This is a genomic window from Pseudomonas syringae pv. coryli str. NCPPB 4273, assembly GCF_000972175.1.
Lineage (GTDB): Bacteria > Pseudomonadota > Gammaproteobacteria > Pseudomonadales > Pseudomonadaceae > Aquipseudomonas > Aquipseudomonas syringae.
The window spans coordinates 1-22,278 of the sequence record NZ_AWQP01000032.1 but is presented as its reverse complement, the minus strand read 5'-3'; the positions used below and the strand labels follow the sequence as shown (position 1 = coordinate 22,278).

Annotated in this window: 22 protein-coding genes; 12 read left to right on the top strand and 10 right to left on the bottom strand. The window is 60.6% G+C overall.

Annotated elements, in window-relative coordinates:
- Window positions 1–16 precede the first annotated feature (16 nt).
- Window positions 17–250 carry a hypothetical protein gene (locus P406_RS14470; RefSeq protein WP_156174832.1) on the bottom strand — a complete coding sequence of 78 codons (234 nt, stop codon included), beginning with the start codon at window positions 248–250 and terminating at the stop codon, window positions 17–19.
- Window positions 251–346: 96 nt separating this feature from the next.
- On the opposite strand from P406_RS14470, the gene hflK (P406_RS14465) reads away from it, so the two are divergent.
- The 5 genes from hflK (P406_RS14465) (at window position 347) to cfaB (ending at window position 7,794) form a co-directional block, all read left to right on the top strand.
- Window positions 347–2,293: a protease modulator HflK gene (gene hflK, locus P406_RS14465; RefSeq protein WP_046236551.1), complete on the top strand. Its 1,947-nt coding sequence runs from the start codon at window positions 347–349 to the stop codon at window positions 2,291–2,293.
- A gap of 11 nt (window positions 2,294–2,304) precedes the next feature.
- Window positions 2,305–3,342, top strand: coding sequence for a protease modulator HflC (gene hflC / locus P406_RS14460; RefSeq protein WP_011269416.1), 1,038 nt, complete (start codon window positions 2,305–2,307; stop codon window positions 3,340–3,342).
- Entirely contained in the window at window positions 3,339–4,409 is a 1,071-nt protein-coding gene (gene hflK / locus P406_RS14455; RefSeq protein WP_046236550.1) for a protease modulator HflK, read from the top strand. Before hflC ends, hflK (P406_RS14455) begins: the two co-directional genes overlap by 4 nt.
- Complete coding sequence (locus tag P406_RS14450; RefSeq protein WP_046236549.1) at window positions 4,406–6,370, top strand: heavy metal translocating P-type ATPase; 1,965 nt, start codon at window positions 4,406–4,408, stop codon at window positions 6,368–6,370. Before hflK (P406_RS14455) ends, P406_RS14450 begins: the two co-directional genes overlap by 4 nt.
- A 236-nt stretch (window positions 6,371–6,606) precedes the next feature.
- Complete coding sequence (gene cfaB, locus P406_RS14445) at window positions 6,607–7,794, top strand: C17 cyclopropane fatty acid synthase CfaB (protein WP_046236548.1); 1,188 nt, start codon at window positions 6,607–6,609, stop codon at window positions 7,792–7,794.
- A gap of 87 nt (window positions 7,795–7,881) precedes the next feature.
- Here the strand turns inward: cfaB and P406_RS14440 are convergent, their stop codons facing one another.
- The 3 genes from P406_RS14440 to cls form a co-directional block, all read right to left on the bottom strand.
- On the bottom strand, window positions 7,882–8,469 hold the full coding sequence (locus P406_RS14440) for a putative adenosine monophosphate-protein transferase Fic (RefSeq protein WP_024651561.1): 588 nt from the start codon (window positions 8,467–8,469) through the stop codon (window positions 7,882–7,884).
- 3 nt (window positions 8,470–8,472) lie between these two features.
- Complete coding sequence (locus P406_RS14435; RefSeq protein ID WP_046236547.1) at window positions 8,473–8,940, bottom strand: YhfG family protein; 468 nt, start codon at window positions 8,938–8,940, stop codon at window positions 8,473–8,475.
- A gap of 104 nt (window positions 8,941–9,044) precedes the next feature.
- Window positions 9,045–10,484, bottom strand: a complete 1,440-nt coding sequence (cls, locus tag P406_RS14430) for a cardiolipin synthase (protein WP_004419280.1) — start codon at window positions 10,482–10,484, stop codon at window positions 9,045–9,047.
- A gap of 169 nt (window positions 10,485–10,653) precedes the next feature.
- Between cls and P406_RS14425 the strand changes: the two genes are divergently transcribed.
- Together P406_RS14425 and P406_RS14420 are read left to right on the top strand one after the other, a co-directional pair.
- A complete protein-coding gene (locus P406_RS14425) occupies window positions 10,654–11,175 on the top strand; it encodes a DUF3617 domain-containing protein (RefSeq protein ID WP_003316040.1) in 522 nt (173 codons plus the stop codon).
- A 200-nt stretch (window positions 11,176–11,375) separates the two neighbouring features.
- Window positions 11,376–12,602, top strand: coding sequence for an N-acetylmuramoyl-L-alanine amidase (locus tag P406_RS14420; protein ID WP_046236546.1), 1,227 nt, complete (start codon window positions 11,376–11,378; stop codon window positions 12,600–12,602).
- Window positions 12,603–12,607: 5 nt separating this feature from the next.
- Here P406_RS14420 and P406_RS14415 read toward each other — a convergent pair whose 3' ends face one another.
- On the bottom strand, window positions 12,608–12,991 hold the full coding sequence (locus P406_RS14415; RefSeq protein ID WP_046236545.1) for a hypothetical protein: 384 nt from the start codon (window positions 12,989–12,991) through the stop codon (window positions 12,608–12,610).
- Window positions 12,992–13,131: 140 nt separating this feature from the next.
- Between P406_RS14415 and zigA the strand changes: the two genes are divergently transcribed.
- Window positions 13,132–14,340: a zinc metallochaperone GTPase ZigA gene (zigA, locus tag P406_RS14410; protein WP_046236544.1), complete on the top strand. Its 1,209-nt coding sequence runs from the start codon at window positions 13,132–13,134 to the stop codon at window positions 14,338–14,340.
- Window positions 14,340–14,990 (top strand): DUF1826 domain-containing protein, encoded by a 651-nt coding sequence (locus P406_RS14405; protein ID WP_046236543.1) that lies wholly within the window; start codon window positions 14,340–14,342, stop codon window positions 14,988–14,990. The genes zigA and P406_RS14405 overlap by 1 nt, the downstream gene beginning before the upstream one ends.
- Before the next feature lie 3 nt (window positions 14,991–14,993).
- Here P406_RS14405 and P406_RS14400 read toward each other — a convergent pair whose 3' ends face one another.
- On the bottom strand, window positions 14,994–15,368 hold the full coding sequence (locus P406_RS14400) for a hypothetical protein (protein WP_046236542.1): 375 nt from the start codon (window positions 15,366–15,368) through the stop codon (window positions 14,994–14,996).
- A gap of 52 nt (window positions 15,369–15,420) precedes the next feature.
- Here P406_RS14400 and P406_RS14395 point away from each other — a divergent pair, with 52 nt between their 5' ends.
- Complete coding sequence (locus P406_RS14395; protein ID WP_046236559.1) at window positions 15,421–16,392, top strand: CobW family GTP-binding protein; 972 nt, start codon at window positions 15,421–15,423, stop codon at window positions 16,390–16,392.
- Between the two features lie 136 nt (window positions 16,393–16,528).
- Here the strand turns inward: P406_RS14395 and P406_RS14390 are convergent, their stop codons facing one another.
- A complete protein-coding gene (locus P406_RS14390) occupies window positions 16,529–16,921 on the bottom strand; it encodes a DUF3301 domain-containing protein (RefSeq protein WP_003316050.1) in 393 nt (130 codons plus the stop codon).
- A gap of 118 nt (window positions 16,922–17,039) precedes the next feature.
- On the opposite strand from P406_RS14390, the gene pdxY reads away from it, so the two are divergent.
- Complete coding sequence (gene pdxY / locus P406_RS14385) at window positions 17,040–17,906, top strand: pyridoxal kinase PdxY (RefSeq protein ID WP_024642075.1); 867 nt, start codon at window positions 17,040–17,042, stop codon at window positions 17,904–17,906.
- Window positions 17,907–17,953: 47 nt separating this feature from the next.
- Here pdxY and P406_RS14380 read toward each other — a convergent pair whose 3' ends face one another.
- Entirely contained in the window at window positions 17,954–18,439 is a 486-nt protein-coding gene (locus P406_RS14380; protein WP_003316052.1) for an acyl-CoA thioesterase, read from the bottom strand.
- Window positions 18,440–18,730: 291 nt separating this feature from the next.
- Here P406_RS14380 and P406_RS14375 point away from each other — a divergent pair, with 291 nt between their 5' ends.
- Window positions 18,731–20,494 (top strand): cation:proton antiporter, encoded by a 1,764-nt coding sequence (locus P406_RS14375; RefSeq protein WP_046236541.1) that lies wholly within the window; start codon window positions 18,731–18,733, stop codon window positions 20,492–20,494.
- A 38-nt stretch (window positions 20,495–20,532) separates the two neighbouring features.
- On the opposite strand, the gene P406_RS14370 is transcribed toward P406_RS14375, so the two are convergent.
- Both P406_RS14370 and P406_RS14365 read right to left on the bottom strand, forming a co-directional pair.
- Window positions 20,533–20,940 (bottom strand): SMI1/KNR4 family protein, encoded by a 408-nt coding sequence (locus tag P406_RS14370; RefSeq protein ID WP_003316056.1) that lies wholly within the window; start codon window positions 20,938–20,940, stop codon window positions 20,533–20,535.
- 130 nt (window positions 20,941–21,070) lie between these two features.
- The gene (locus P406_RS14365; RefSeq protein WP_046236540.1) at window positions 21,071–21,916 is read right to left on the bottom strand and encodes a Tim44 domain-containing protein; all 846 of its coding nucleotides are present in this window, start codon (window positions 21,914–21,916) and stop codon (window positions 21,071–21,073) included.
- Window positions 21,917–22,278 lie beyond the last annotated feature (362 nt).

The following is a 22,278-nucleotide window of genomic DNA, read 5'->3' as shown; positions in this document are numbered from 1 at the left end:
TTTTCCTCGCTTTAGACTAATCGATTAAGCGCATCGCCGCTTGGCGCAAGGCTTTCAGCCGATCGAGGCTAGAAGCGCCGGTCAACTCGATGCCTTCGGCCGACGCTAAAAACTTTTTTGCCAAGCAATATTCAGCAATCATTTTGCTGGCGTGCGGGCCCACGACCTGCACGACTTCAGCTCGATTCGACCGCCGGGCAGCACCGCTATCGCACATTCGTTCAGCTAATAGTCCTGACGAAAGTTTCATTCCGCGTGTTATATCGTAACGCTATGATTCACTGGCATTCAGATGCCAATGCAGGGCTCTCCAAAGGGCGATAAATAAGCGGGTGCCGGGGTAGTGATGCGGGTTGATTTGGATGAGCACGAAGGCCTCGAAGGCCTGCCGCGTTTTCAAATGGCGGTGCAACAGGTTCGGCGTCTGGGACGATTGATGTATGTGACCGGTGGGGTAGGGGCGTTCGGGCTGCTGCTGGCGTTGTCCATCGATCTGTTTTCCCCCGGCTCTTTGTGGATGGCTGTGCTGTGCAACGCCTCGGCGGCGTTGTTTCTGCTCACGGCGGGCTTGCAGTCGGCGCGGCATGTCGCGCTGTGGCGGGCTCGCGCGCTGCGTTCGCCGGATGCGGACACGCTCAATGAAAACCTGTCTGCTGGCGACGAGAGCGGCTGGTACGAGCGCCTGCTTGAACGGCTGAGTGACTCCGGCAAATCGCTGGTCAGGCACGTGGGCAGCTCGGCCCTGTGGCTTGCCGGTTGGGCGGTGCTGGCGTTGATCGTCATTCGCGCCTTCTGGAACCTGGCGCTGTCCGGCGCCGACCTCTCCACCGCCGGTAGCCTGGCCGGCAGCGTCATGCTGCTGTTGGCGTTCGGGCTGCTGGTCATCGAGCGGCAATTGAGCAGCGAGTCCGACAGTCAGTCGCCGGAGTCCGGAGCGCTCGCGCAACTGGTGCGCATGACGCTCATCGTCCTGCTGATTGGCGCGCTGTGCCTGTTCTTCTCCAGTGCAGAGCGTGTCTGGCCTGCGCGGCTGGCGGTGTTGATCGGCCTGCTGCCGCTTGGCGTGGCGCTGGAGTTTCTGCTGCGCGCTGTGCTGTCGGTGTTCAGCCCGCGCAACCCACGTAGCGAACCGCGCCTGCTGGCCGCCAGTTTCATCGCTGACCTGTTGCGCTGGCCGCCGCGCCCGCTGCTCGCCCTGCAGCACGAACTGCACAACCGTTTCGGCATCGATCTGCGCCAGATCTGGGCCTTTACCTACATGCGTCGCGCCTTTTTGCCGGTGCTGGCGGTGGTCGCAGCGCTGGGCTGGGTGCTGAGCGGCGTGCATGAAATCCCCATGCAGGGGCGGGGCATTTATGAGCGCTTCGGCAAGCCGGTCGATGTATTCGGTCCCGGTCTGCATGTGGGGTTGCCCTGGCCGTTCGGGCGCGTGCTGGCGGTTGAAAACGGCGTCGTTCATGAGCTGGCGACCAGCGTTTCTGCCGCCGACACTTTCGAGCAGACGCTGGACCCCGCCGAAGGCCCGCCACCGGGCAGCGCCAACCGCTTGTGGGATGCCAGCCATATCAACGAAAAATCCCAGGTCATTGCCAGCAGTGCCGGCGATAAGCAGAGCTTTCAGATCGTCAACATGGACGTGCGGTTCGTCTATCGCATTGGTCTGACGGATGCCGCAGCCATGGCGTCGACCTATAACAGCGCTGACATTCCGGCCTTGATTCGCAGCACGGCCAGCCGGGTGCTGGTGCATGATTTTGCTTCGCGCACGCTGGATGAACTGCTCGGCGAACAGCGTAGCGAGCTGGCCGATGACATCGGCAAGGCCGTGCAGGCCGATTTGCAGCGTCTGGACAGCGGCGTCGAATTGCTCGCCACGGTGGTTGAAGCCATCCACCCGCCCGCCGGTGCTGCCAACGCCTATCATGCTGTTCAGGCTGCGCAGATCGGTGCACAGGCGCTGATCTCCCGCGAACGCGGCGCGGCCAGCGACAAGGCCAATCAGGCGCAGCTCAATGCCAGCGTGGCGCGTGATCAGGCCAGTGCCGCCGCCCGCGAAATTCTGGCCGGCGCACAGGGTGCAGACCTGCGCTTCAGTGCTGAACGTCAGGCCTATGCCAAGGCAGGCCAGGCGTTTTTGCTGGAGCAATACCTGGCCCAACTGACCGAGGGCCTGGGCAATGCGAAGTTGCTGATACTGGATCATCGTCTGGGCGGCGACAGTGCGCCGACCATCGACCTGCGTACCTTCACCCCACCGGCAGACCCAACGGCGCCGCGTAAAGCCGTTCAGTAAGGAGTCGTCCCTTGAGTCTGTTTCATCATCATCACGATCACGCCGACCACGATAGCCATGACAGTCACGGCCATGGCGGCCACGGTCATCACCACCATCATCATGGCGCGAGCGGCCCGGCAGCGTTCCCCTGGCGCCGGGCAAGCCTGGCTGCGCTGCTGATCGCGTTTGCGATTGCGGCAGCGAGCCTGGTGCAGGTGCGTTCGGGCGAGGCGACTGTCGTCACGCGCTTCGGCAACCCGTCCCGCGTCCTGCTGGAGCCGGGCCTCAACTGGCGCTGGCCGGCACCGTTCGAGGCGACCATCCCGGTGGACCTGCGCCTGCGAACCACCTCCAGCGGTCTGCAGGACGTCGGTACCCGCGATGGCTTGCGCATCATCGTTCAGGCCTACGTGGCGTGGCAGGTGCAGGGCGACGCCGACAACGTGCAGCGCTTCATGCGCGCGGTACAGAACCAGCCCGACGAAGCGGCGCGGCAGATCCGCACTTTTGTCGGTTCGGCGCTGGAAACCACGGCGAGCAGTTTCGACCTCTCCAGCCTGGTGAATACCGACGCCAGCAAGGTGAATATCACCGCCTTCGAAAATCAGCTGCGCCAGCAGATCGATCAGCAACTGCTGGCGACTTACGGGGTGCGTGTCCTGCAGGTCGGCGTGGAACGACTGACCCTGCCTTCGGTGACGCTCAACGCTACCGTGGACCGCATGCGCGCCGAGCGCGAGACCATCGCCACCGAGCGCACCGCCGTGGGCAAGCGAGAGGCGGCGCAGATTCGTTCGGCCGCCGAGCGCGACGCACGGATTGTCGAAGCCGATGCCACGGTCAAGGCGGCCGATATCGAAGCACAGTCGCGGGTTGAAGCCGCGCAGATCTATGGCCGTGCCTATGCGGGCTCGCCGCAGCTCTACAACCTGCTGCGCTCGCTGGACACGCTGGGCACCATCGTAACGCCCGGCACGCGTCTGATACTGCGTACCGACGCCGCGCCGTTCCGCGTGCTGGTGGACGGCCCGCCGACGCTGGATGGCAAGAGCGGAACGCAGCCATGAGCCAGCCGGTCGACGAAGCCGTGGCGCAACGCCCGCCGGTGAACAGCCCCTGGTTGCAGGCGAGTCGTCTGGCGTTTATGGGGCTGTATGGCGTGACACTGCTCGCCGCGCTGGCCTGGGCGACGTCCAACGTGCGCCAGATCGACCCACAGAACCGCGCGGTGGTCATGCACTTCGGCGCGATCGAGCGGGTTCAGAGCGCAGGATTGCTGGTCGCCTGGCCACAACCGTTCGAACAGGTGGTGCTGCTGCCTTCGGCTGATCGGGTGATCGAGCGGCGCGTGGAAACCCTGCTGCGTTCGCCTGCCGCGTTGAAGGCCGATGAAGTCGCGACCCTGTCGGCACCCATGAGCGATGCACTGGCAGGCTCCGGTTTTCTGCTGACTGGCGATGCCGGTGTGGTGCAACTGGACGTCACGGTGTTTTACAAAGTGACTGACCCTACTGCCTTCGTGTTGCAAGGCGAGCATGTACTGCCCGCGCTGGACCGGTTGGTCAATCGCAGCGCTGTGGCGCTGACGGCAGCGCGGGATCTGGACACCATTCTGGTTGCCCGTCCCGAGCTGATCGGTGCTGACAGCCAGGCTGCCGAGCGCCGTGAGCGGCTGCGTGGTGACCTGGTGCGCGGCATCAATCAGCGTCTGGCCGAGCTCAAGGCGACCGGCATGGGCATCGGTGTCGAGGTCGCTCGGGTGGATGTGCAGTCGAGCCTGCCGACCTCCGCAGTCAATGCGTTCAATGCCGTGCTGACGGCCAGTCAGCAGGCCGATCAGGCCGTGGCCAACGCGCGGACTGATGCCGAAAAGCTGACCCAGACCGCCAATCAACAGGCCGACCGAACCCTGCAAGTGGCGCACGCACAAGCGTCCGAGCGTCTGGCCAAGGCGCAGGCGGCCACTGCAACGGTCGTCAGCCTGACCCAATCAGCCGAAACCCGCAGCGACCCCGGTCTGATGCAACGCCTCTACCGTGAACGCGTACCGGTCATTCTGCATCAGGCGGGTTCGGTAACCACGGTCGACCCCAAAGACGATTCCCGCCTGATCATTCAGGGAGCACCACAATGAGTGGCGAAGCCGTTCACACCCACGAAGCCGGCCAGCCGCAAGCGCCTGGCAGTCTGCTGAGCAGCGCAGAACAGCGCAGTGCCGCCCGGCAGCTAACCCTCGCGATGCTGGCCTTGGGTTTGCTGGGATTGGGACTGGTCTGGCGGTTTTTTGCCTCGGAGCAGGAAGGTGTCAGCCAGTTGCTCTTGGGCGCTGCATCACTGTTGGTGGCAATACCGGTGATCAGCGCCGGCTGGCACAGCTTGCGGCATCCGAGCCTGCACGGCATCACCGACCAGTTGATCGCGCTGGCGATGCTCGGTGCCTGGGCCACCGGTGACCTGATGACCGCCGCCTTGCTGCCGATCATCATGATCTTCGGCCATGTGCTGGAAGAGCGCAGTGTGATCGGCTCGCAGGAGGCCATTGAGGCGCTGGGGCGCCTGACCCGCAGCCAGGCCCGTTTGCTGAGCGCCGACGGCAGCGTGCGCGAGGTCGACAACGCGACGCTGAAAGCCGGCGATCAGGTGGAGGTGCGGGCGGGCGACCGCGTTCCGGCGGACGGTCGGGTGCTGTCCGGGCAAGCCAGCCTGGATACGTCGTCGATCACCGGCGAATCGGTCCCGCTGGAAGCCATCGTCGGGATCGAGGTGTTCGGTGGCGCCATCAATCTGGACGGCCTGCTGCGCATTGAGGTGACCCGCATCGGCGATCAGTCCACGCTGGGCAAGGTCATCGCGCTGATGCAGAGCGCAGAGCGTTCCAAGCCGCCTATCACCCGTCTGCTGGAGCGTTATGCAGGCAGTTACATGGTGCTGGTCTTGCTGATCGCGGCGCTGACTTGGTTTATCACTCAGGATGCCCAGGCGATGCTGGCAGTGCTGGTCGCGGCCTGTCCCTGTGCGCTGGTGCTTTCGGCCCCGGCCACTGCCATTGCAGGTATTGCGGTCGCGGCACGGCACGGCATTCTGATCCGCAGTTCGGCGTTTCTTGAAGAACTGGCTGACCTCAACTCACTGGTTGTGGACAAGACTGGCACCCTGACCTACGGTCGTCTGCGCCTGCAATCTGTGCAGGCCGACGGTCCACAGCATCCGCAATTGCTGGAGCTGGCCGCGAGCCTCGGGTCGGCCAGCAGCCACCCGGTGAGCCGGGCGTTGGCCGGGCTGGTGGACAACGCCCGACTGTTGCCGCTGACCGATACCCGTGAGCGTCAGGGCCTGGGTGTGGTGGCGTCGACGGAGCAGGGCGATGCAGCATTGGGCCGCCCGGAGTTATTCGCACAGATGGGCATCGTCACGCCTGCCGTCCCTGCACATGACGGCCCGCTGGCCGGGCTGTCGCTGGACGGTGTTTTTCTCGCCTGGCTGCTGCTGGCCGACAGCGTCAAACCCGAAGCCCAGGCGGCACTGTTTGAGTTGCGCGGCCTGGGCCTGGGCCGGCAATTGCTGTTGACCGGTGATCGGCAGAGCGTGGCCGACAAGCTGGCGCACGATATCGGCATCGCTGACGTGCAGGCGCAGGCGCTGCCTGAGGACAAACTCAACCGCGTCATGGGCGAGATTGCCAGCGGGTTCCGGCCGATGGTGGTGGGCGACGGGGTCAATGATTCGCTGGCCCTGAAGGCGGGCGTGGTCGGCGTGGCGATGGGCGCGGGTGGGGCGGATATCGCGCTGGCGTCCGCCGACATCGTGCTGATCGGCAGCGACCTGCGCCGCCTCGGCACTTGCGTGCGACTCAGCCGCCAGTGTCGTCAGACCCTGCAGGTCAACGTCATCATCGGGCTGGGCTGGACGTTGGCGATCGTGGCACTGGCAGCCTTTGGTCTGCTTGGTGCTGCGGGTGCGATGGTCGCAGCTATCCTGCACAATCTAAGCACCCTGTTGGTATTGGGCAACGCCGGACGTTTGCTGCGCTTTCAGGAGCCATTGCTCAAGCTCGACGACGCGGGTGTGCAGCATCAGGTCTCACGCCTGCGCTGATGATCAGTGCGTCAAACGGCTTGAGCTTTGACGAATTCTGTTACAGATTAAGCGCTATGTTTCATTGCGTGATCCAAATTCAGGCTGACTCTCGGCTCGAATCAGAGGGCACAAGGCTGTTCCCCCGCAGTTGATTCATAGCAGTTTTGCCGTCGCCAATGCCTTTTCAGGCCCTTTTGCGGGGCCTTTGCTGGATTACTCTTTTTTGAGTTTCTGGATAAGGGGGTGATTTTGAAATGCTTACACAACTTCCAACGACCTTGCAGAACCTTCATCTGCCGTTGCGGCTGCGGCTCTGGGACGGTCATCAGATGGACCTCGGGCCTTCGCCCAGCGTCACGATAGTCGTCAAGGATCCGCAACTGGTCTCCGACTTCAGCCACCCCAGCCTGGGCCTGCTTGGCAGCGCGTTCGTGGAGGGACGGCTGGAGCTGGAGGGGTCAATCAGCGAAGTGGTCCGGGTCTGCGATGAACTGACCCACGCGCTGGTGGACGATGACGACAGCGCTGGCAATCCGGTCCGGGTCGAGCATGACAAGGACACTGATGCGGCGTCGATTGCCTACCACTACGATGTTTCCAACGACTTCTACCAGCTCTGGCTCGACAGGGAGATGGTCTACTCCTGCGCGTATTTCAAGACCGGCGACGAATCGCTGGAGCAGGCGCAGCAGGATAAATTCCACCACCTGTGCCGCAAGCTGCGGCTCCAGCGCGGTGAGTACCTGTTGGACGTCGGCTGCGGCTGGGGCGGGCTGGCGCGTTTTGCTGCTCGCGAATACGGCGTGAAGGTCTTCGGCATCACGCTGAGCCAGCAACAATTGGCGCTGGCCCGCGAGCGCGTTCAAGCCGAAGGTCTGCAGGACAAGGTCGACCTGCAACTGCTCGACTACCGCGACCTGCCGCAGGATGCGCGCTTCGACAAGGTGGTCAGTGTCGGCATGTTCGAGCACGTCGGGCACGCCAACCTGCCGTTGTACGCGCAACGTCTGTTCGGTGCGGTGAAGGAGGGCGGCCTGGTGATGAATCACGGCATCACCGCCCGGCATACCGACGGTCGTCCTGTCGGGCGTGGTGCCGGCGAGTTCATCGACCGCTATGTTTTCCCCAATGGCGAGCTGCCGCACCTGGCCATGATCAGCGCCCAGATCAGCGAAGCCGGGCTTGAAGTGGTCGACGTCGAAAGCCTGCGCCCGCACTACGCGAAAACCCTCGAGCACTGGAGCGCACGACTGGAATCCCGGCTAGACGAAGCCGCGCGCATCGTGCCCCAACAGACCCTGCGGATCTGGCGGCTATACCTCGCAGGCTGTGCCTATGGATTCACCAAAGGCTGGATCAACCTGCACCAGATACTCGCCGTAAAACCCTTCGCCGACGGCAAGACCGGGCTGCCACTGACGCGTGAGGATATTTATGGGTGAGCTTTAGTTACGAGCGCCGAGGCTGGTGGATCTGAGAGTACTCAGTGTGTTGAGCATGCAAGGCGGCGTCCGTCCTCCGCATGCCGATTAGCAGAGGGTTACGATGCGCTCGAATATGTCTTTCATGGGGCCATAGTTCACGTTGACGCCATCGATATTGGCGCTTACCCATTCCGCCTGGCTAACGGTTGCCCAATCGAGCTCATAGCCTGCAGACAAGGCAAGGTGCTCAAAGAGAATGCGCTGAACCCTGCCGTTGCCTTCGCGGAAGGGGTGGATCATATTGAGCTCACAGTAATACTCTGCCAAGCCTCCACAAAAAGCGTCTTTGTCCAATGCGCCTAACCAGTTGTTATTCTGAAGACTGGCAAAAATTTTTGCCGCCTCCGCCTCAATTCGTGCACAGGTACAAAAGCGAGTTCCACCTTTTGAAATATCGACACTTCTGAGGTTTCCGGCCCACTCGTAGAGGTCGGAAAATAGCAGGTGATGCAACTGTTTTAAATTATCGAGACTGTAAGGCGGTGCGACGTACTGGACGCGATTAACGGTAATGGCCGTGATGTCTCGTTCTGCTGCTTCAAGGTCATCCATGTCTTGAATGTTCAGCTTGTTTTTCAGTACCGGTGAGGCGGGATAGCAATAGTGGTCATGAGAAGCATCGTATCTGTCCATTGATCATCTTCTGTGCTTGGCCAGTATCATCTCCAAAGACGTTTTCTCGTCCGTGGGGGGTATGTGGATTCCTTCCAGTTTCGAACTGCTTATGAAATTTCTGTGTTTCTTCTCTTCAAAGCGCTTATGCGGGTCGACCGTAAAACCGAGAACATACAGTGAGCATGTTTGTATCAGCCGGTCGAGCTCCGCTTGATTGTGTGCCGTTATTTGAAAACCCAGGCTTTTTGAAATTTTACGTTTTGCGTCCCTGAAGGTGTTCTCGCGGGCAGCCATGTGAACGGAGGTCTTACTCGTCCAGAGTGCGGTTTTCAGAACATTCAGTTTCGAGAATAACGCAACCCAGCCGTTGACCCCGAGCTTCAACATCAACTGAGTTTCGATGCATCTCTTCACTTCAATAAATGTTCCGAGTTTTTGCAGGTCGTCGATTCGATCAGCTTGTAACACCTGCTGCAGTGACGCCTTCATCTTGAGCCTCGTAAAATCCGTCGATGCGCGTGGTTACCAAAATTCTAGTGAAAACTCATTGGTTATCCAATGGTTGAGGTGCAACAAGTCGTACGCCTTAATCTTCACAGAATCGGTGAAATCAGCCGCGCCACGCGCATACCCAGTTGATGCAGACGTCGCGTCTCGTGGCTTTCCTGCACGGAGATTTCGCGGGCGAGGTTGAAGTCAGCGGTGAGCATGGATTCCACCTGGCTGGAGAAGTCGCTGTCGACCGTCAGCAGCATCAATTCGAAGTTGAGGCGGAACGAGCGGTTGTCGAGGTTGGCGCTGCCGATGGCGGTAATCTCGTTGTCGACCAGGACGACCTTCTGATGCAGGAAGCCCGGTTCGTAGCGGAATACCCGCACTCCGGCACGCACAGCATCGAAGGCGTACAGACTTGAAGCGGCATACACCACGTAATGGTCGGGGCGCGACGGCAGCAGCAGGCGCACGTCCACGCCGCGCAACACTGCCAGGGTCAGCGCAGCGGTGACGGCTTCGTCAGGGATGAAGTAGGGGCTGGTGATCCACACGCGTTCTTCGGCCGCGTGGATGGCTTCCACGAAGAACAGCGAGCAGGTCTCCTGCGCATCAGCCGGGCCACTGGTCAGCAACTGGCAAAGCACACCGTCTTCGGGAAATTCATCAGGCAGGCTGAGCGGTGGTAGTTCGCGGGTGGCCCAGAACCAGTCCTCGGCGAACGACTCCTGCAAGCAGGCGACCACCGGGCCGATGACTTGCACGTGAGTATCGCGCCATGGGGCCAGCGGCGGCTTCAGGCCCATGTATTCATCACCCACGTTATGACCGCCTATATAGCCTTTCAGGCCATCGACGACGACGATCTTGCGGTGGTTGCGGAAGTTGATCTGAAAGCGATTGAGCCAGCCGCCGCGTGTGGCGAAGGCTTTTATCTGCACGCCACCGTCGCGTAGCTTATCGATATAGGCACCTGGCAGAGCGTGGCTGCCGATGCGGTCGTAAAGTACAAAGATCGCCACGCCTTCGGCGGCTTTTTCCAGCAGCAGCGATTGCAGCTCGCGCCCGAGTTTGTCGTCATGAATGATGAAGAACTGAATCAGGATGGTCTTTTTCGCTTCACGGATGGCCTGAAAAATGGCTCCGAAGGTTTCCTCGCCATTGATCAGCAACTTGACCTTGTTGTTGGCCAGCGCCGGCATGTTGCCCAGCTTGGGCATTGCACGCAGCGCCGCATACGCCTCTGATCGACGCGCAGCCACAGCTTCTTCCATCCATGGGCGCCAGTTGAGGTCGCCGATCGCGATCCGCATTTCCTGGTTGGCCTGGCGGCGCGCCTTGATGTACGCGTCGAATGAGCTTCGGCCGAACACCAGATAAGGCAGCAAGGTGAAATAGGGAATGAACAGCAGCGGCATCGCCCAGGCAATTGCGCCTTGGGAAGTCCGCACCGTCAGCAATGCATGGATGGCGGCACCTGTACCTAGTAAATGAATGAAACCCAGGACGTAACCGAAAAAGTACGGGTCGTGATAATCCATGTGGAACAATGCTCCTCGCCTTTGCTGCCTAACAGACCACAGCTGAACAGGAATGTCGCTATTTAATTCCGGGTGCAACTGGGCGACATGTGTGCCGTCTAAGGTTTATCTTTTGGCTGGATTATTCCAGTCTCGTTTTCATCCGCAATGCCCGATCAGGAATCTTGAAATGAACAAACGCATGTTGGCTTGGATGTTTTGTCTGGCGGCTCCTTTGGCTCAGGCGCAGATGCTGCAACCGGGGTTGTGGGAGCTGACGTCCAGCAATATGAAAGTGGACGGGCAGCAGCTGCCGGACATGCAGTTGATGCTGGGGCAGCTGCAGAATCTGCCGCCCGAGCAGCGTGCGATGATGGAACAGATGATGAAGAAGCAAGGCGTCACCCTGGGCGGCAAAGGTGTGAGGGCTTGCCTGACTCAGGCGCAGGTGCAGTCGGACGACATTCCGCTGACTGACCCGGCCTCCGGATGCACGCAAAAGATTACTGCGCGCAACGGCAAGACCTGGAATTTCCAGTTCAGCTGCCCGAAAGCCAAGGGCACCGGGCAGGCGCAGTTCCTGAGTGATCGCGAGTTCACCACCAACGTGGTGGGTACATTCAATGCCACCGGTCAGCAACAGAACGGCAGCATGGACACCCGCGCCGTGTGGCTGGGGCCGCAATGTGGCAACGTCGCCCCGCGTACCTGATCAAATTCATGGAGTTATGTTCCACGTGGAACACGCTGTGCAGAGGTGATGATTTTTTGTCACCTCTGACAAGGTTTCAGATGACTTAATCTTCATGAAGGGCCTCATCTTTCGCTCGTAACTGCATGTTATGTTGTTACTAATGATGTGGATGAACCCTTCGTGAGCCGGGATGCTCAATTTGCTCTTTGAGACGTTCCATGCACCGACGCCAAGTGTTGCTCAACATGCTGCTGGCCAGCGCGGCCCTGACGTTGCCGTTGGGTGCCTTCGCCACGCAGATTCGTAACGCCCGCCTTTGGCGTACCAACGACAAGCTGCGACTGGTCCTCGACCTGAGCGGTCCGGTGCAATACAAGACCTTCACCCTGACAGCCCCCGACCGCCTGATCATCGACGTCAGCGGTTCGCGGCTGACCGGCGACTTCAGCCAGTTGGCGCTGGACCGTACCGTCATAAAATCGATTCGTTCCGGGCACTACGGCCAGGGTGACGACACACGCATCGTGCTGGACCTCACCGCCCCGGTACAGCTCAACAGTTTCCTGCTCGGCCCGGACGGCGGGCAGGGGCATCGACTGGTGCTGGACATGAGTTCCACGGCCCATGCGCCTGTGCAGATGGCTGAGCTGCCGCCGCCGGTGCCTGTGCCGATCCCGACCAGCAAGGCGCACACCGGACGCGACATCATGGTGGTGGTCGATGCCGGTCATGGCGGCAAGGATCCTGGCGCCGTGGGTTCGAGGGGTGAGCGCGAAAAAGATGTGGTGCTGTCCATCGCTCAGTTGCTGGCCCGACGCTTGAAGCGCGAGAAGGGCTTCGACGTACGTCTGGTGCGCAACGATGACTTTTTCGTACCGCTGCGCAAGCGTGTCGAGTTCGCGCACAAGTCCAACGCCGACATGTTCATTTCCGTGCACGCCGATGCTGCGCCTCGCCTGACGGCCTCGGGTGCGTCGGTGTTCGCTCTTTCCGAAGGTGGTGCAACCTCGGCAACGGCGCGCTTCATGGCTCAGCGGGAAAACGGCGCGGACCTGCTGGGTGCCACATCGCTGCTCAATCTGAAGGACAAGGACCCGATGCTCGCCGGGGTGATTCTCGACATGTCGATGAACGCCACCATTGCGGCCAGTCTGCAACTGGGTCACACCGTCCTGGGCAGTCTGGAAGGCATCACCACGCTGCATCAGAAGCGTGTTGAACAGGCCGGGTTCGCCGTTCTCAAATCACCGGACGTGCCGTCGATTCTGGTCGAGACCGGTTTCATCTCCAACAGCCGCGACAGCCAGCGCCTGGTCACTGCGCGTCATCAACAGGCCGTTGCCGATGGCCTGTTCGATGGCCTGCAGCGCTATTTCCAGCGTAACCCGCCAGTGGATTCGCACATGGCCTGGCTGCAGGCGCAGAAGCAGGAACAGCCGGTCTGACCGGCTCAGCGGCAGCCGTTCAAGCGGCTGCAGGTGATCTTGCTGCGCGTGCCGCTTGAGCTGGATACCCGGGTGATTGTCGTCCAGCCCACGCGCTGCACAGTACCTACCCAAGCCTCGCCATCAGACGCCAGCCCGGTAAAAAACGTCAACTGACCATAGCGACTATTGGTCTGCGCCCAGCGGCGCTTGTCGAGCACTTCGTATCCCTTCAACCAGGTTGTTGATCCGGCAGTGGCCACGCTGTAGTTATTGCCCTGCGCATCGCTGCACGCCAGCAGCGTCGCGCTGCGCGTGCAGGTGGCGAGATCGGCGGAGGGTCTTGGTGGTGCAGCCAGCAAATGCGCGCTGATCAGCATCGCCATCAAACCTGTCGAAACCCTTCTCATGAAGATCCCTTCAGCAAGGCCATAGCTATTTATGGTTGTTATACTATAACATCCTATTGTGATTAGAGTTGGCTGCCAGAGGGATTCGTCGCAGCCGACATGAACAAGGTTCAAACCTTGCAGCTGCCTGGAGAATCCTGATGGCAAATCTTCTACCCGTTACCGTACTGTCCGGTTTTCTCGGCGCCGGAAAAAGCACTTTACTCAATTACGTGCTGCGCAACCGTGAAAACCTGCGGGTTGCGGTGATCGTCAACGACATGAGCGAGATCAACATCGACGGCAGCGAAGTTCAGCGTGATGTCAGCCTGAACCGTGCCGAAGAAAAGCTGATCGAGATGAGCAATGGCTGCATTTGCTGCACCCTGCGCGAGGATCTGCTCGAAGAGGTCAGCCGTCTGGCTCAGGACGGTCGTTTTGATTACTTATTGATCGAATCCACAGGAATCTCCGAGCCGTTGCCCGTGGCTGAAACCTTCACCTTCCGCGACGAGGCCGGCAAAAGCCTGATGGATCTGGCGCGCCTGGACACCATGGTCACCGTGGTCGACGGCGTGAACTTCCTGCTCGATTACGAGGCGGCAGACGGCTTGTCCACACGCGGTGAAACCATGGGTGAAGACGATGATCGCTCGATTACCGACCTGCTGATCGAGCAGATCGAGTTTGCCGACGTCATCCTGCTCAGCAAGATCGACCTGATCAGCTCCAGTGAGCGTGAAGAGCTGATGGCGATCCTCAAGCGCCTCAACCCGGAAGCCGAGATTGTGCCGATGGTGATGGGCCAGGTGCCGTTGGCGACGATTCTCAACACCGGGCGCTTTGACTTCCAGCGCGCTTCCCAGGCACCGGGCTGGCTCAAGGAAATGCGCGGCGAACACCTGCCGGAAACCGAAGAGTACGGCATTGCATCAACCGCCTATCGTTCTCGGCGACCGTTCCATCCGGAGCGCTTTTTCGATTTCATCAATCGTCCCTGGAGCAACGGCAAGCTGCTGCGCTCCAAAGGCTTCTTCTGGCTGGCCAGTAAATACAAGGATGCGGGCAGCTGGTCGCAGGCAGGCGGTTTGATGCGCCATGGCTTTGCCGGGCGTTGGTGGCGTTTCGTGAGCCGTGACAGCTGGCCCGACGACAAGGAGAGCGTCAGTTCCATTCTGGAGAACTGGACGACTGAAACCGGCGACTGTCGGCAGGAGCTGGTGTTCATCGGCCAGAACATTGATTTTGCGCGGCTGACCGCCGAGCTGGACATCTGCCTGCTCACTGATGCGGAGATGGAGGCGGGCGCCGACCGCTGGCGTGCGCTGGCCGATCCGTTTGGCGATTGGCATGAAGAGGTGGCTGCCTGATGCTGGCTTATCGTTTTAAACCTGAAACCGCAATCCGACAGGCACAGGGCGATACGCCCGACGTGTTGGGCGATATTCTGCAGGATGGCGTCAACCTGGCGCTCTGGCAGCGTCAACTGCCTGCGCACATAGAAGACTTCGGTGCCTTGCTGCTGTCGATGGGTGAGCCTTTAGCCGAGTCCATGACCCTGGAGGTGCAGGGCGGCGAGGTCGAGCCTGACTTGAGCTCGCTGGCATCGGGGTATTCCGACCTGCTGGGCTATCAGGGATTCATTGCCGACGTTTCCTGGCTGGTCGGCGCCTATGCCTGTCTGCTGGGTGCCGAATGCGTTGGCCTGCGCTTGCGGGTGCTCGACAAGGCCATGTGCCCGCGCTTCCATGTCGACCACGTGCCGGTGCGTCTTATCACCACTTACGGCGGGGTTGGCAGTCAATGGCTGCATGAAGGGGTGATGGACCGCAAACAACTGGGGCGTCTGGACGCCGAGCCGACAGATGCTGCCCATATCCAGCAGATCAACAGCGGCGACGTGGCGCTGCTCAAGGGCGAGCGCTGGCACGGCAATGAGGGTTTCGGCCTGATCCATCGCTCGCCGCAATTGCTGCGCAACGAGCGCAGGTTGATTCTGACGCTGGACTGGCTGGCGTGATGCTCAGTCAGGCGTCATCCACTGCCCCTTGCTCTGGCCTTCGCAAAAGGGCTTGAGGTACAGCGCGTCACCGGCGACGCCGTAATAGTGGATGTGCTCGCGATACGGCATATTGGCAACCAGCGCATTGCGGCAGACGCCGAACGCACCTGCCGGGCACTGTTGCGAATAGGTGGTCTCGGTCTTCTGCCCGGCGAGCTGCGGCTGGCAGAAGCTGTCGTGAAACAGGTTTGCCGGGATGTTGATATTTTCCTGGCAGACCTTCACGTCGAGCCTTTCGGCCTGGCTGTGGACCAGACACGCTTCGGCCCACGCCGAGCTGGAAGACACTGTCAGCAGCATCAACGCCAGGCGGGCAGACAGCCGCATTACTTGCATCGTTATCCTTCCTTGCTCTTCAATGAACAACGCATTCGCCAAAAGTGATCTCATGCTGCAGAACATACCGACGCATGTCATCGGTGGCCCGCTGGGCGCCGGCAAGACCAGCCTGATCAAGCGCCTGCTGGCGCAGAAACCTGCCCATGAGCGCTGGGCCATATTGATCAACGAGTTCGGGCAGATCGGCCTGGACGCGGCGCTGCTGACCACGGATGCCGATGGTATCGCACTTGGCGAAGTGGCTGGCGGCTGCCTGTGTTGCGTCAATGGCGTGCCATTCCAGATCGGCCTGGGGCGTTTGTTGCGCAAGGCGCGGCCGGACCGTCTGTTGATCGAGCCTTCGGGTCTGGGCCATCCCGCGCAACTGATGACGCAATTGCGCGAAGCGCCATGGCGCGGCGTCCTGGATGTCCAGCCCGGCGTGGTGGTGCTGGACGCGCAGGCAATGCTCGCCGGACAACCGTTGCCGAGTACTCAGCAGGAAGCCCTGGCGCATGCCGGGCTGGTGGTCATGAACAAGTCCGAGCAACTGGACGACTTGGCTCGCCAGGCATTGACCGAACAGTTGCTGCCGCATGCCTTGATCTGGACCCGACACGGCGAGCTGCCCCTGAGCCGTGTGCCGGGGTTTGCCAGCGGTACTGCTGTGGATAAACAGGCTGTGGATAAGCTGATGCTGCCCGACGGCGTCGGCCACTTGCGCGCGCTATGGACCGACCCGAAGGTGCCGATCTGTCTGAGTCAGGTGAGTGCTGAAGGCTGGAGCATCGGCTGGCGCTGGCATCCCTCGCAGCGCTTCGATCTGCAGCGCATCCTGCACTGGCTGGAAAGCCTTGATTGGCGGCGGGCGAAGATGGTTATCCACAGCGAGGGCGGCTGGTATTCCGGCAACGTGGTCGACGGGGCTCCGCTGGCCTGGCACATCAGCGAATGGCGTCAGGATTCTCGCCTGGAGTTGATCTTTTCTACAGCGCAGGATGTGGATAAGTTGCAGGCGCAGATGGCGGAGTGTCTGGCGTGACTGGTGCCAATTGGCAGATGAGGGCAGGACGCAGAGCGTCCGGAACGGCATGCCAACCCGGAGCATTGGCACGATGGTCAGTCGGGCTTACGCCTGGGCATGAGCGCTGAATCGCGGCAACAAGAGTCGTGCGCGGCTACTGCTTCCATTTCTGATGCGATTGACGCCATTCGCTCATCTGAATAACTTCAGCGCTGGGCGGTGGTGTTTTGATTTCAAACGGGTAGGGTGCCAGTTCGATTTGCGCAGTGTGCGCGCCGAACATGGTGATCGTGCCAGGGTGACGTTGCTCGCCGGTCACCGTGAACTCGAAGCCATACACGCGGGCCAGGCGTTTGCGGCCCTGAGCGTCGCGGGCGAAGGTCAGGCGGCGCAGGGCAACCGCGTCGTCCAGCAGTTGCAGCTCAAGGCGTTCGCAGTGCTGCTTGACGCGTGCCAGCGCCTTTTCGCGCAGACCATGGGCGTGCCACCACCAGGCCGCGGCGCTCGCGAACAGCATCAGCACGAAGATGTTTCCCAGGGTCAGCATGACGGAGTGCTCCAGCGTAGGAGTCGTCAGCTTAACTGTCCTGAGTGATTTACAGCCATACTGCGCGACTTATATTTCTCATTATTGCATTTGCATCGTGTTCAGGATTCCGCCCCCCATGAAACGTACGCCTCATTTGCTCGCTATCCAGTCCCATGTGGTATTCGGCCACGCCGGCAACAGCGCAGCGGTGTTCCCGATGCAGCGTATCGGGGTCAACGTCTGGCCGCTCAACACGGTCCAGTTCTCCAACCACACGCAATACAAGCAGTGGACCGGCGAAGTGCTGGCTCCGCAGCAGATCCCTGCGCTGATCGACGGGATTGCCGCCATCGGCGAGCTGGGCAACTGCGACGCGGTGCTGTCGGGGTATCTGGGCAGTGCGGCGCAGGGCAGGGCGATCCTCACGGGCGTGGCACGCATCAAGGCGGCCAATCCGAAAGCGCTGTACCTCTGCGACCCGGTGATGGGCCATCCTGAAAAAGGCTGCATCGTTGCGCCTGAAGTCAGTGATTTCCTGCTGCAGGAAGCGGCGGCCATGGCGGACTTCATGTGCCCCAATCAACTGGAGCTGGACAGCTTCTCGGGGCGCAAGCCCGAATCACTGCACGACTGCCTGGCGATGGCGCGTGCCTTGCTGGCGCGTGGTCCCAAGGCGATTGTGGTGAAACACCTCGATTACCCCGGCAAGGCCGCCGATGGTTTTGAAATGCTGCTGGTCACTGCCGAGGCCAGCTGGCACCTGCGCCGCCCGTTACTGGCGTTTCCGCGTCAGCCGGTCGGCGTAGGTGATCTCACCTCAGGGTTGTTTCTGTCGCGCGTGCTGCTCGGCGACGATCTGGTTGCTGCGTTCGAGTTCGCTGCGGCCGCCGTCCACGAAGTGCTGCTGGAAACCCAGGCCTGTGGCAGCTATGAACTGGAACTGGTGCGCGCTCAGGATCGTATCGCGCATCCGCGGGTCAGGTTCGACGCCGTGCGTCTGTAAGCCCGGCTGCCATCGACGACTCGGGCATCCGTGCCCGAGTCTGCCTCTTACAACGCTTCTTCCTTGATGTCCTGATAACGCTTTTCCAGTTCCTGACGAATCTGGCGGCGTTGCTGCGCCTGGATGAAACGCCGCTTGGCATCGGCCGATTCGGGCTCCAGGGGCGGGACGCTGGCGGGCTTGCGATTGTCGTCCACGGCAACCATGGTGAAGAAGCAGCTGTTGGAATGACGTACCGAGCGCTCGCGGATATTTTCGGTGACCACCTTGATGCCCACCTCCATTGAGGTGTTGCCGGTGTAATTGACCGAGGCGAGAAAGGTCACCAGCTCACCGACGTGCACCGGCTCACGGAAAATCACCTGGTCTACCGACAGCGTCACCACGTAGCGTCCGGCGTAGCGGCTGGCACACGCGTAGGCCACTTCGTCCAGGTACTTGAGCAATGTGCCGCCGTGTACGTTGCCAGAGAAGTTGGCCATGTCCGGGGTCATCAATACAGTCATCGACAGCTGGGCGTTTCCGGGTTCCATAGCGTACTCACACGGTCAAGGTGTTCAAGGGGCGCCTATGCTGGCGCTCAAGGGGCTTGCGACAGTTATCGGGACGCTGGCCAGCAGGCGGCCGTCACGCGTCATAACTATCTGTTTCCATATATTGCACCGCCTTTATGTCGAAGGGGGCGGTGTTAACCTGCAAAAACCTGTGGATCGGGTTTTTTCCTACGTCTTTATCGGATTTTAGTGACGAAAAGGATAGCTGTCGCCCTGAAGGGCACGGCGATATCGGCTTGTAACGCCATCATCACAAGGAGCTTCGCCATCATGCATGCCATCAATTTCATTCAGGATCTGGCAGTGATCATGCTGGTGGCCGGTGTGGTGACCATTCTGTTCCATCGCCTCCGGCAGCCGGTCGTACTGGGCTATATCGTTGCCGGGTTCATCATCGGTCCGCACACTCCGCCATTCAGTCTGATCCATGACGAAGACACCATCAAAATTCTGGCCGAACTGGGGGTGATCTTCCTGATGTTCTGCCTCGGGCTGGAGTTCAGCCTGCGCAAGCTGTTCAAGGTCGGCGCCACGGCGTTCATCGCGGCCTTTCTGGAAATTGCCCTGATGATCTGGATCGGTTACGAGATCGGGCAGTTCTTTGGCTGGAAAACCATGGACTCGCTGTTTCTCGGCGCGATTCTGGCGATTTCCTCAACCACCATCATCGTCAAGGCGCTCAACGACCTCAAGATGAAGAACCAGCGCTTTGCCCAGTTGATCTTCGGCGTGTTGATCGTGGAAGACATTCTCGGTATCGGCATCATCGCGCTGTTGTCCGGCATCGCCGTCAGCGGCTCGGTCAGCTCCGGGGAGGTGTTCTCCACCGTCGGCAAGCTGTCGCTGTTCATGATCGTGGCGCTGGTGGTCGGCATCCTTGTGGTACCTCGACTGCTGTCCTATGTCGCCAGATTCGAAAGCAACGAGATGCTGCTGATCACCGTTCTGGGCCTGTGTTTCGGCTTCTGTCTGCTGGTGGTCAAGCTGGAATACAGCATGGTCCTGGGCGCCTTCCTGATCGGCGCGATCATGGCCGAGTCGCGTGAGTTGCTGAAGATCGAGCGCCTGATCGAGCCGGTTCGCGACATGTTCAGCGCGATCTTTTTCGTGGCCATCGGTTTGATGATCGATCCGGGCATTCTGCTGCAATATGCCTGGCCGATCGCCGTCATTACCGTTGCCGTGGTGCTGGGCAAGATGCTGTCCTGCGGCCTGGGCGCCTTTATCGCAGGCAACGATGGCCGTACCTCGCTGCGCGTGGGCATGGGGCTGTCACAGATTGGCGAGTTTTCCTTCATCATCGCGGCGCTGGGCATGACCCTGCAGGTCACCAGCGACTTTCTGTACCCGGTGGCAGTCGCCGTATCCGCCATCACCACCCTGCTGACACCGTATCTGATTCGCGGCGCAGACCCGTTGTCGCTCAAGCTGGCGGCGATCATGCCCCGGCGCGTTGCACGGGTGTTCGGCATGTACGGCGAGTGGCTGCGCAGCATTCAGCCGCAAGGCCAGAGTGCAGTGCTGGCCGGGATTATCAGGCGGATTCTCTTGCAGGTCGGCGTCAACCTGGCACTGGTGATGGCGATCTTTTTCAGCGGTGGCTATTTTGCCGAGCGTCTTGGCGGCTACATGAGCGAATGGGTGGGCGATGTCAGCCATCAGAAAGCCTGGGTCTGCGGCGCGGCGCTGCTGCTGTCACTGCCGTTTCTGATTGCCGCGTATCGCAAGCTCAAGGCGCTGTCGATGCTGCTGGCCGAGGTGGGCGTGAAGCCCGAGATGGCGGGCCGGCATACCGTGCGCGTGCGCAAGGTCGTGGCCGAGGTGATTCCGCTGTTATCGCTGATGGTGATTTTCGTGATGCTGGCGGCGCTGTCGGCAAGCATTCTGCCGGCCAACGAACTGCTGCTGGTGGTTGCTCTGGTTGCTGCACTGGTCGCTGCATTGCTGTGGCGCTGGCTGATCCGTGTGCATACCCGGATGCAGATTGCGTTACTGGAAACACTGGGTAACCATCAAGAGAACTCCGGGCACTGAGGCCCGGAGATTCTTGAATACTGCGCAGCAGAGGTGTCTCAGCTTTCCAGCCAGACATCCCGAGCCCAGTGCCAGACCGATTCCCAGCTGTCTTCGGTGACCAGTTCTTCCTCGGCGGACCACAGCAATACAGTGCCGTCTTCCTCGACGCAGTAGTAGTCGTCACCGTCCTGACAGATCGGGATCAGCTCGCGTGGCACGCCCAGATCCCATGCCGTGGCGGCCACGTCTGGCAGGTAAGTGTGCGACTGCGGGTCGGTCACGGTGACGGGTTCAAGGCTGCCGTACACCACATCGCTGACTGTCAGGAGAAATTCCTTGAAGACAAACGGAATGTTGATGAACAGCTGTTCCTCGATCTCGACCAGCTGGTCTTCGTCAGGCAGCTCAAGCGGAACCGGAACCGGTTCATTTGCTTCACGCAGTTGTTCAATGACTTCTTCCACGACACAGATCCTCTCACTTGATGGCGCGGGTTATACAGTAGCGTAAAGCCTTTCTCAAAATAACTATCCGAACGGATAAACAAAAACCCCGGACATGTCCGGGGTTCTGAACGCGAGAACGGGTTCTGGTTCAACCGTTCTGGCGAATTCCTGCCACCAGCCAGGGCTGGTTATCGCCTTGCGGGCGTTCCATGTTCCAGCTTTCGCTGAACACTTCGCCCTGGTCGAAACGCGACGTCTTGGACACGCCCGAGAACGTCAGCGTGGCGATGGTCTTGTCGGCACGATCATCCACACCGTCCAGCTGGACCTGAAGGTTTTCGATGAAGGTCGACTGGAAGCCGTCGCCCAGGTCCGCACGTTCCTTTTTCAGGAACTGCAGCATTTGCGGGGTGACGAACTCGGCGATCTTGTCCATCTCGTTGGCGTCCCAGTGCTGCTGCAGCGACTGGAAGTGGCCGCGAGCAGCGTCCAGGAAGCGCTGTTCATTGAACCAGGCAGGTGCATTGATCACTGGCGCAGCGGAGGCCGGGGAAGAACTGCCGAAGATCGGGTTCTGCGCAGGCTGGCTGGTTTCGCGCTGGTACGGCGGCGCACCGGCAGCGGCCATTTTCGGCTGTTGCTGCTGACGACGACGCGCGATGAAGCGGAAGATCAGAAAGGCGATGAGGCCCATGATCAGGATGTCGAACAGTTGCAGGCCGTTGAAGCCGTCACCCATGAACATCGACGCGAGCAGGCCACCGGCAGCAATACCGGCCAATGGGCCCAGCCAGCGCGAAGCACCGCTTGCCGCAGCGGCAGGACGACCCGCAGCGTTAGGCGCCGCCGCAGGTGTGGAAGGCGCGGCCTGACGTGTCTGATGCGTAGGCGCCGAGCCCATGCTCTTGCCGCCACCGAAGCGCGCGGCGTTCACATCCAGGCTCATGGTGAGCCCGATGCACAGCGCCATCGCGATGCTTAGAAAACGTTGCATAAGGGTATTCCCGTTTTGTGATTGCACGCGCGCCATGTTGCACAGCGGATGGCGACATGACCAGCGCGTTAGTGTTTCGGACTTTTACATAAACAGCGTAGGACTTTTCTACGCGCTTCGTAAGATGTGTACGAGGATTATCGTTCCTCACGCTACGGCGTGACTATCGTTCCCACGCTCCGCGTCACACAGCGGTTCTGCGATGTCAGGTGGATTGGCGCACGGCTCAGATCACCTTTTCGCCCCTCGGCGAGTCACTTTGAAGGGGCCAAAGTGACCAAAGCCCCTGGCTCCGTTTCCGGCCCGACTTCGTCGGGTTCCTTCGCCCTGGCACTGCACCGGGAGTCGCCGCAACGCACCAT

What these genes read in the sequence shown, in the direction of transcription:
- P406_RS14415 (WP_046236545.1), bottom strand. Translation starts at nt 12,991, where the DNA reads ATGAGAAGGGTTTCGACAGGTTTGATGGCGATGCTGATCAGCGCGCAT.
- P406_RS14470 (WP_156174832.1), bottom strand. Translation starts at nt 250, where the DNA reads ATGAAACTTTCGTCAGGACTATTAGCTGAACGAATGTGCGATAGCGGT.
- P406_RS14405 (WP_046236543.1), top strand. Translation starts at nt 14,340, where the DNA reads ATGCTGGCTTATCGTTTTAAACCTGAAACCGCAATCCGACAGGCACAG.
- P406_RS14390 (WP_003316050.1), bottom strand. Translation starts at nt 16,921, where the DNA reads ATGCTGACCCTGGGAAACATCTTCGTGCTGATGCTGTTCGCGAGCGCC.
- P406_RS14425 (WP_003316040.1), top strand. Translation starts at nt 10,654, where the DNA reads ATGAACAAACGCATGTTGGCTTGGATGTTTTGTCTGGCGGCTCCTTTG.
- zigA (WP_046236544.1), top strand. Translation starts at nt 13,132, where the DNA reads ATGGCAAATCTTCTACCCGTTACCGTACTGTCCGGTTTTCTCGGCGCC.
- hflK (WP_046236551.1), top strand. Translation starts at nt 347, where the DNA reads ATGCGGGTTGATTTGGATGAGCACGAAGGCCTCGAAGGCCTGCCGCGT.
- P406_RS14395 (WP_046236559.1), top strand. Translation starts at nt 15,421, where the DNA reads ATGCTGCAGAACATACCGACGCATGTCATCGGTGGCCCGCTGGGCGCC.
- cls (WP_004419280.1), bottom strand. Translation starts at nt 10,484, where the DNA reads ATGGATTATCACGACCCGTACTTTTTCGGTTACGTCCTGGGTTTCATT.
- P406_RS14450 (WP_046236549.1), top strand. Translation starts at nt 4,406, where the DNA reads ATGAGTGGCGAAGCCGTTCACACCCACGAAGCCGGCCAGCCGCAAGCG.
- P406_RS14440 (WP_024651561.1), bottom strand. Translation starts at nt 8,469, where the DNA reads ATGGACAGATACGATGCTTCTCATGACCACTATTGCTATCCCGCCTCA.
- pdxY (WP_024642075.1), top strand. Translation starts at nt 17,040, where the DNA reads ATGAAACGTACGCCTCATTTGCTCGCTATCCAGTCCCATGTGGTATTC.
- cfaB (WP_046236548.1), top strand. Translation starts at nt 6,607, where the DNA reads ATGCTTACACAACTTCCAACGACCTTGCAGAACCTTCATCTGCCGTTG.
- hflK (WP_046236550.1), top strand. Translation starts at nt 3,339, where the DNA reads ATGAGCCAGCCGGTCGACGAAGCCGTGGCGCAACGCCCGCCGGTGAAC.
- P406_RS14375 (WP_046236541.1), top strand. Translation starts at nt 18,731, where the DNA reads ATGCATGCCATCAATTTCATTCAGGATCTGGCAGTGATCATGCTGGTG.
- P406_RS14435 (WP_046236547.1), bottom strand. Translation starts at nt 8,940, where the DNA reads ATGAAGGCGTCACTGCAGCAGGTGTTACAAGCTGATCGAATCGACGAC.
- P406_RS14400 (WP_046236542.1), bottom strand. Translation starts at nt 15,368, where the DNA reads ATGCAAGTAATGCGGCTGTCTGCCCGCCTGGCGTTGATGCTGCTGACA.
- P406_RS14365 (WP_046236540.1), bottom strand. Translation starts at nt 21,916, where the DNA reads ATGCAACGTTTTCTAAGCATCGCGATGGCGCTGTGCATCGGGCTCACC.
- P406_RS14420 (WP_046236546.1), top strand. Translation starts at nt 11,376, where the DNA reads ATGCACCGACGCCAAGTGTTGCTCAACATGCTGCTGGCCAGCGCGGCC.
- P406_RS14380 (WP_003316052.1), bottom strand. Translation starts at nt 18,439, where the DNA reads ATGGAACCCGGAAACGCCCAGCTGTCGATGACTGTATTGATGACCCCG.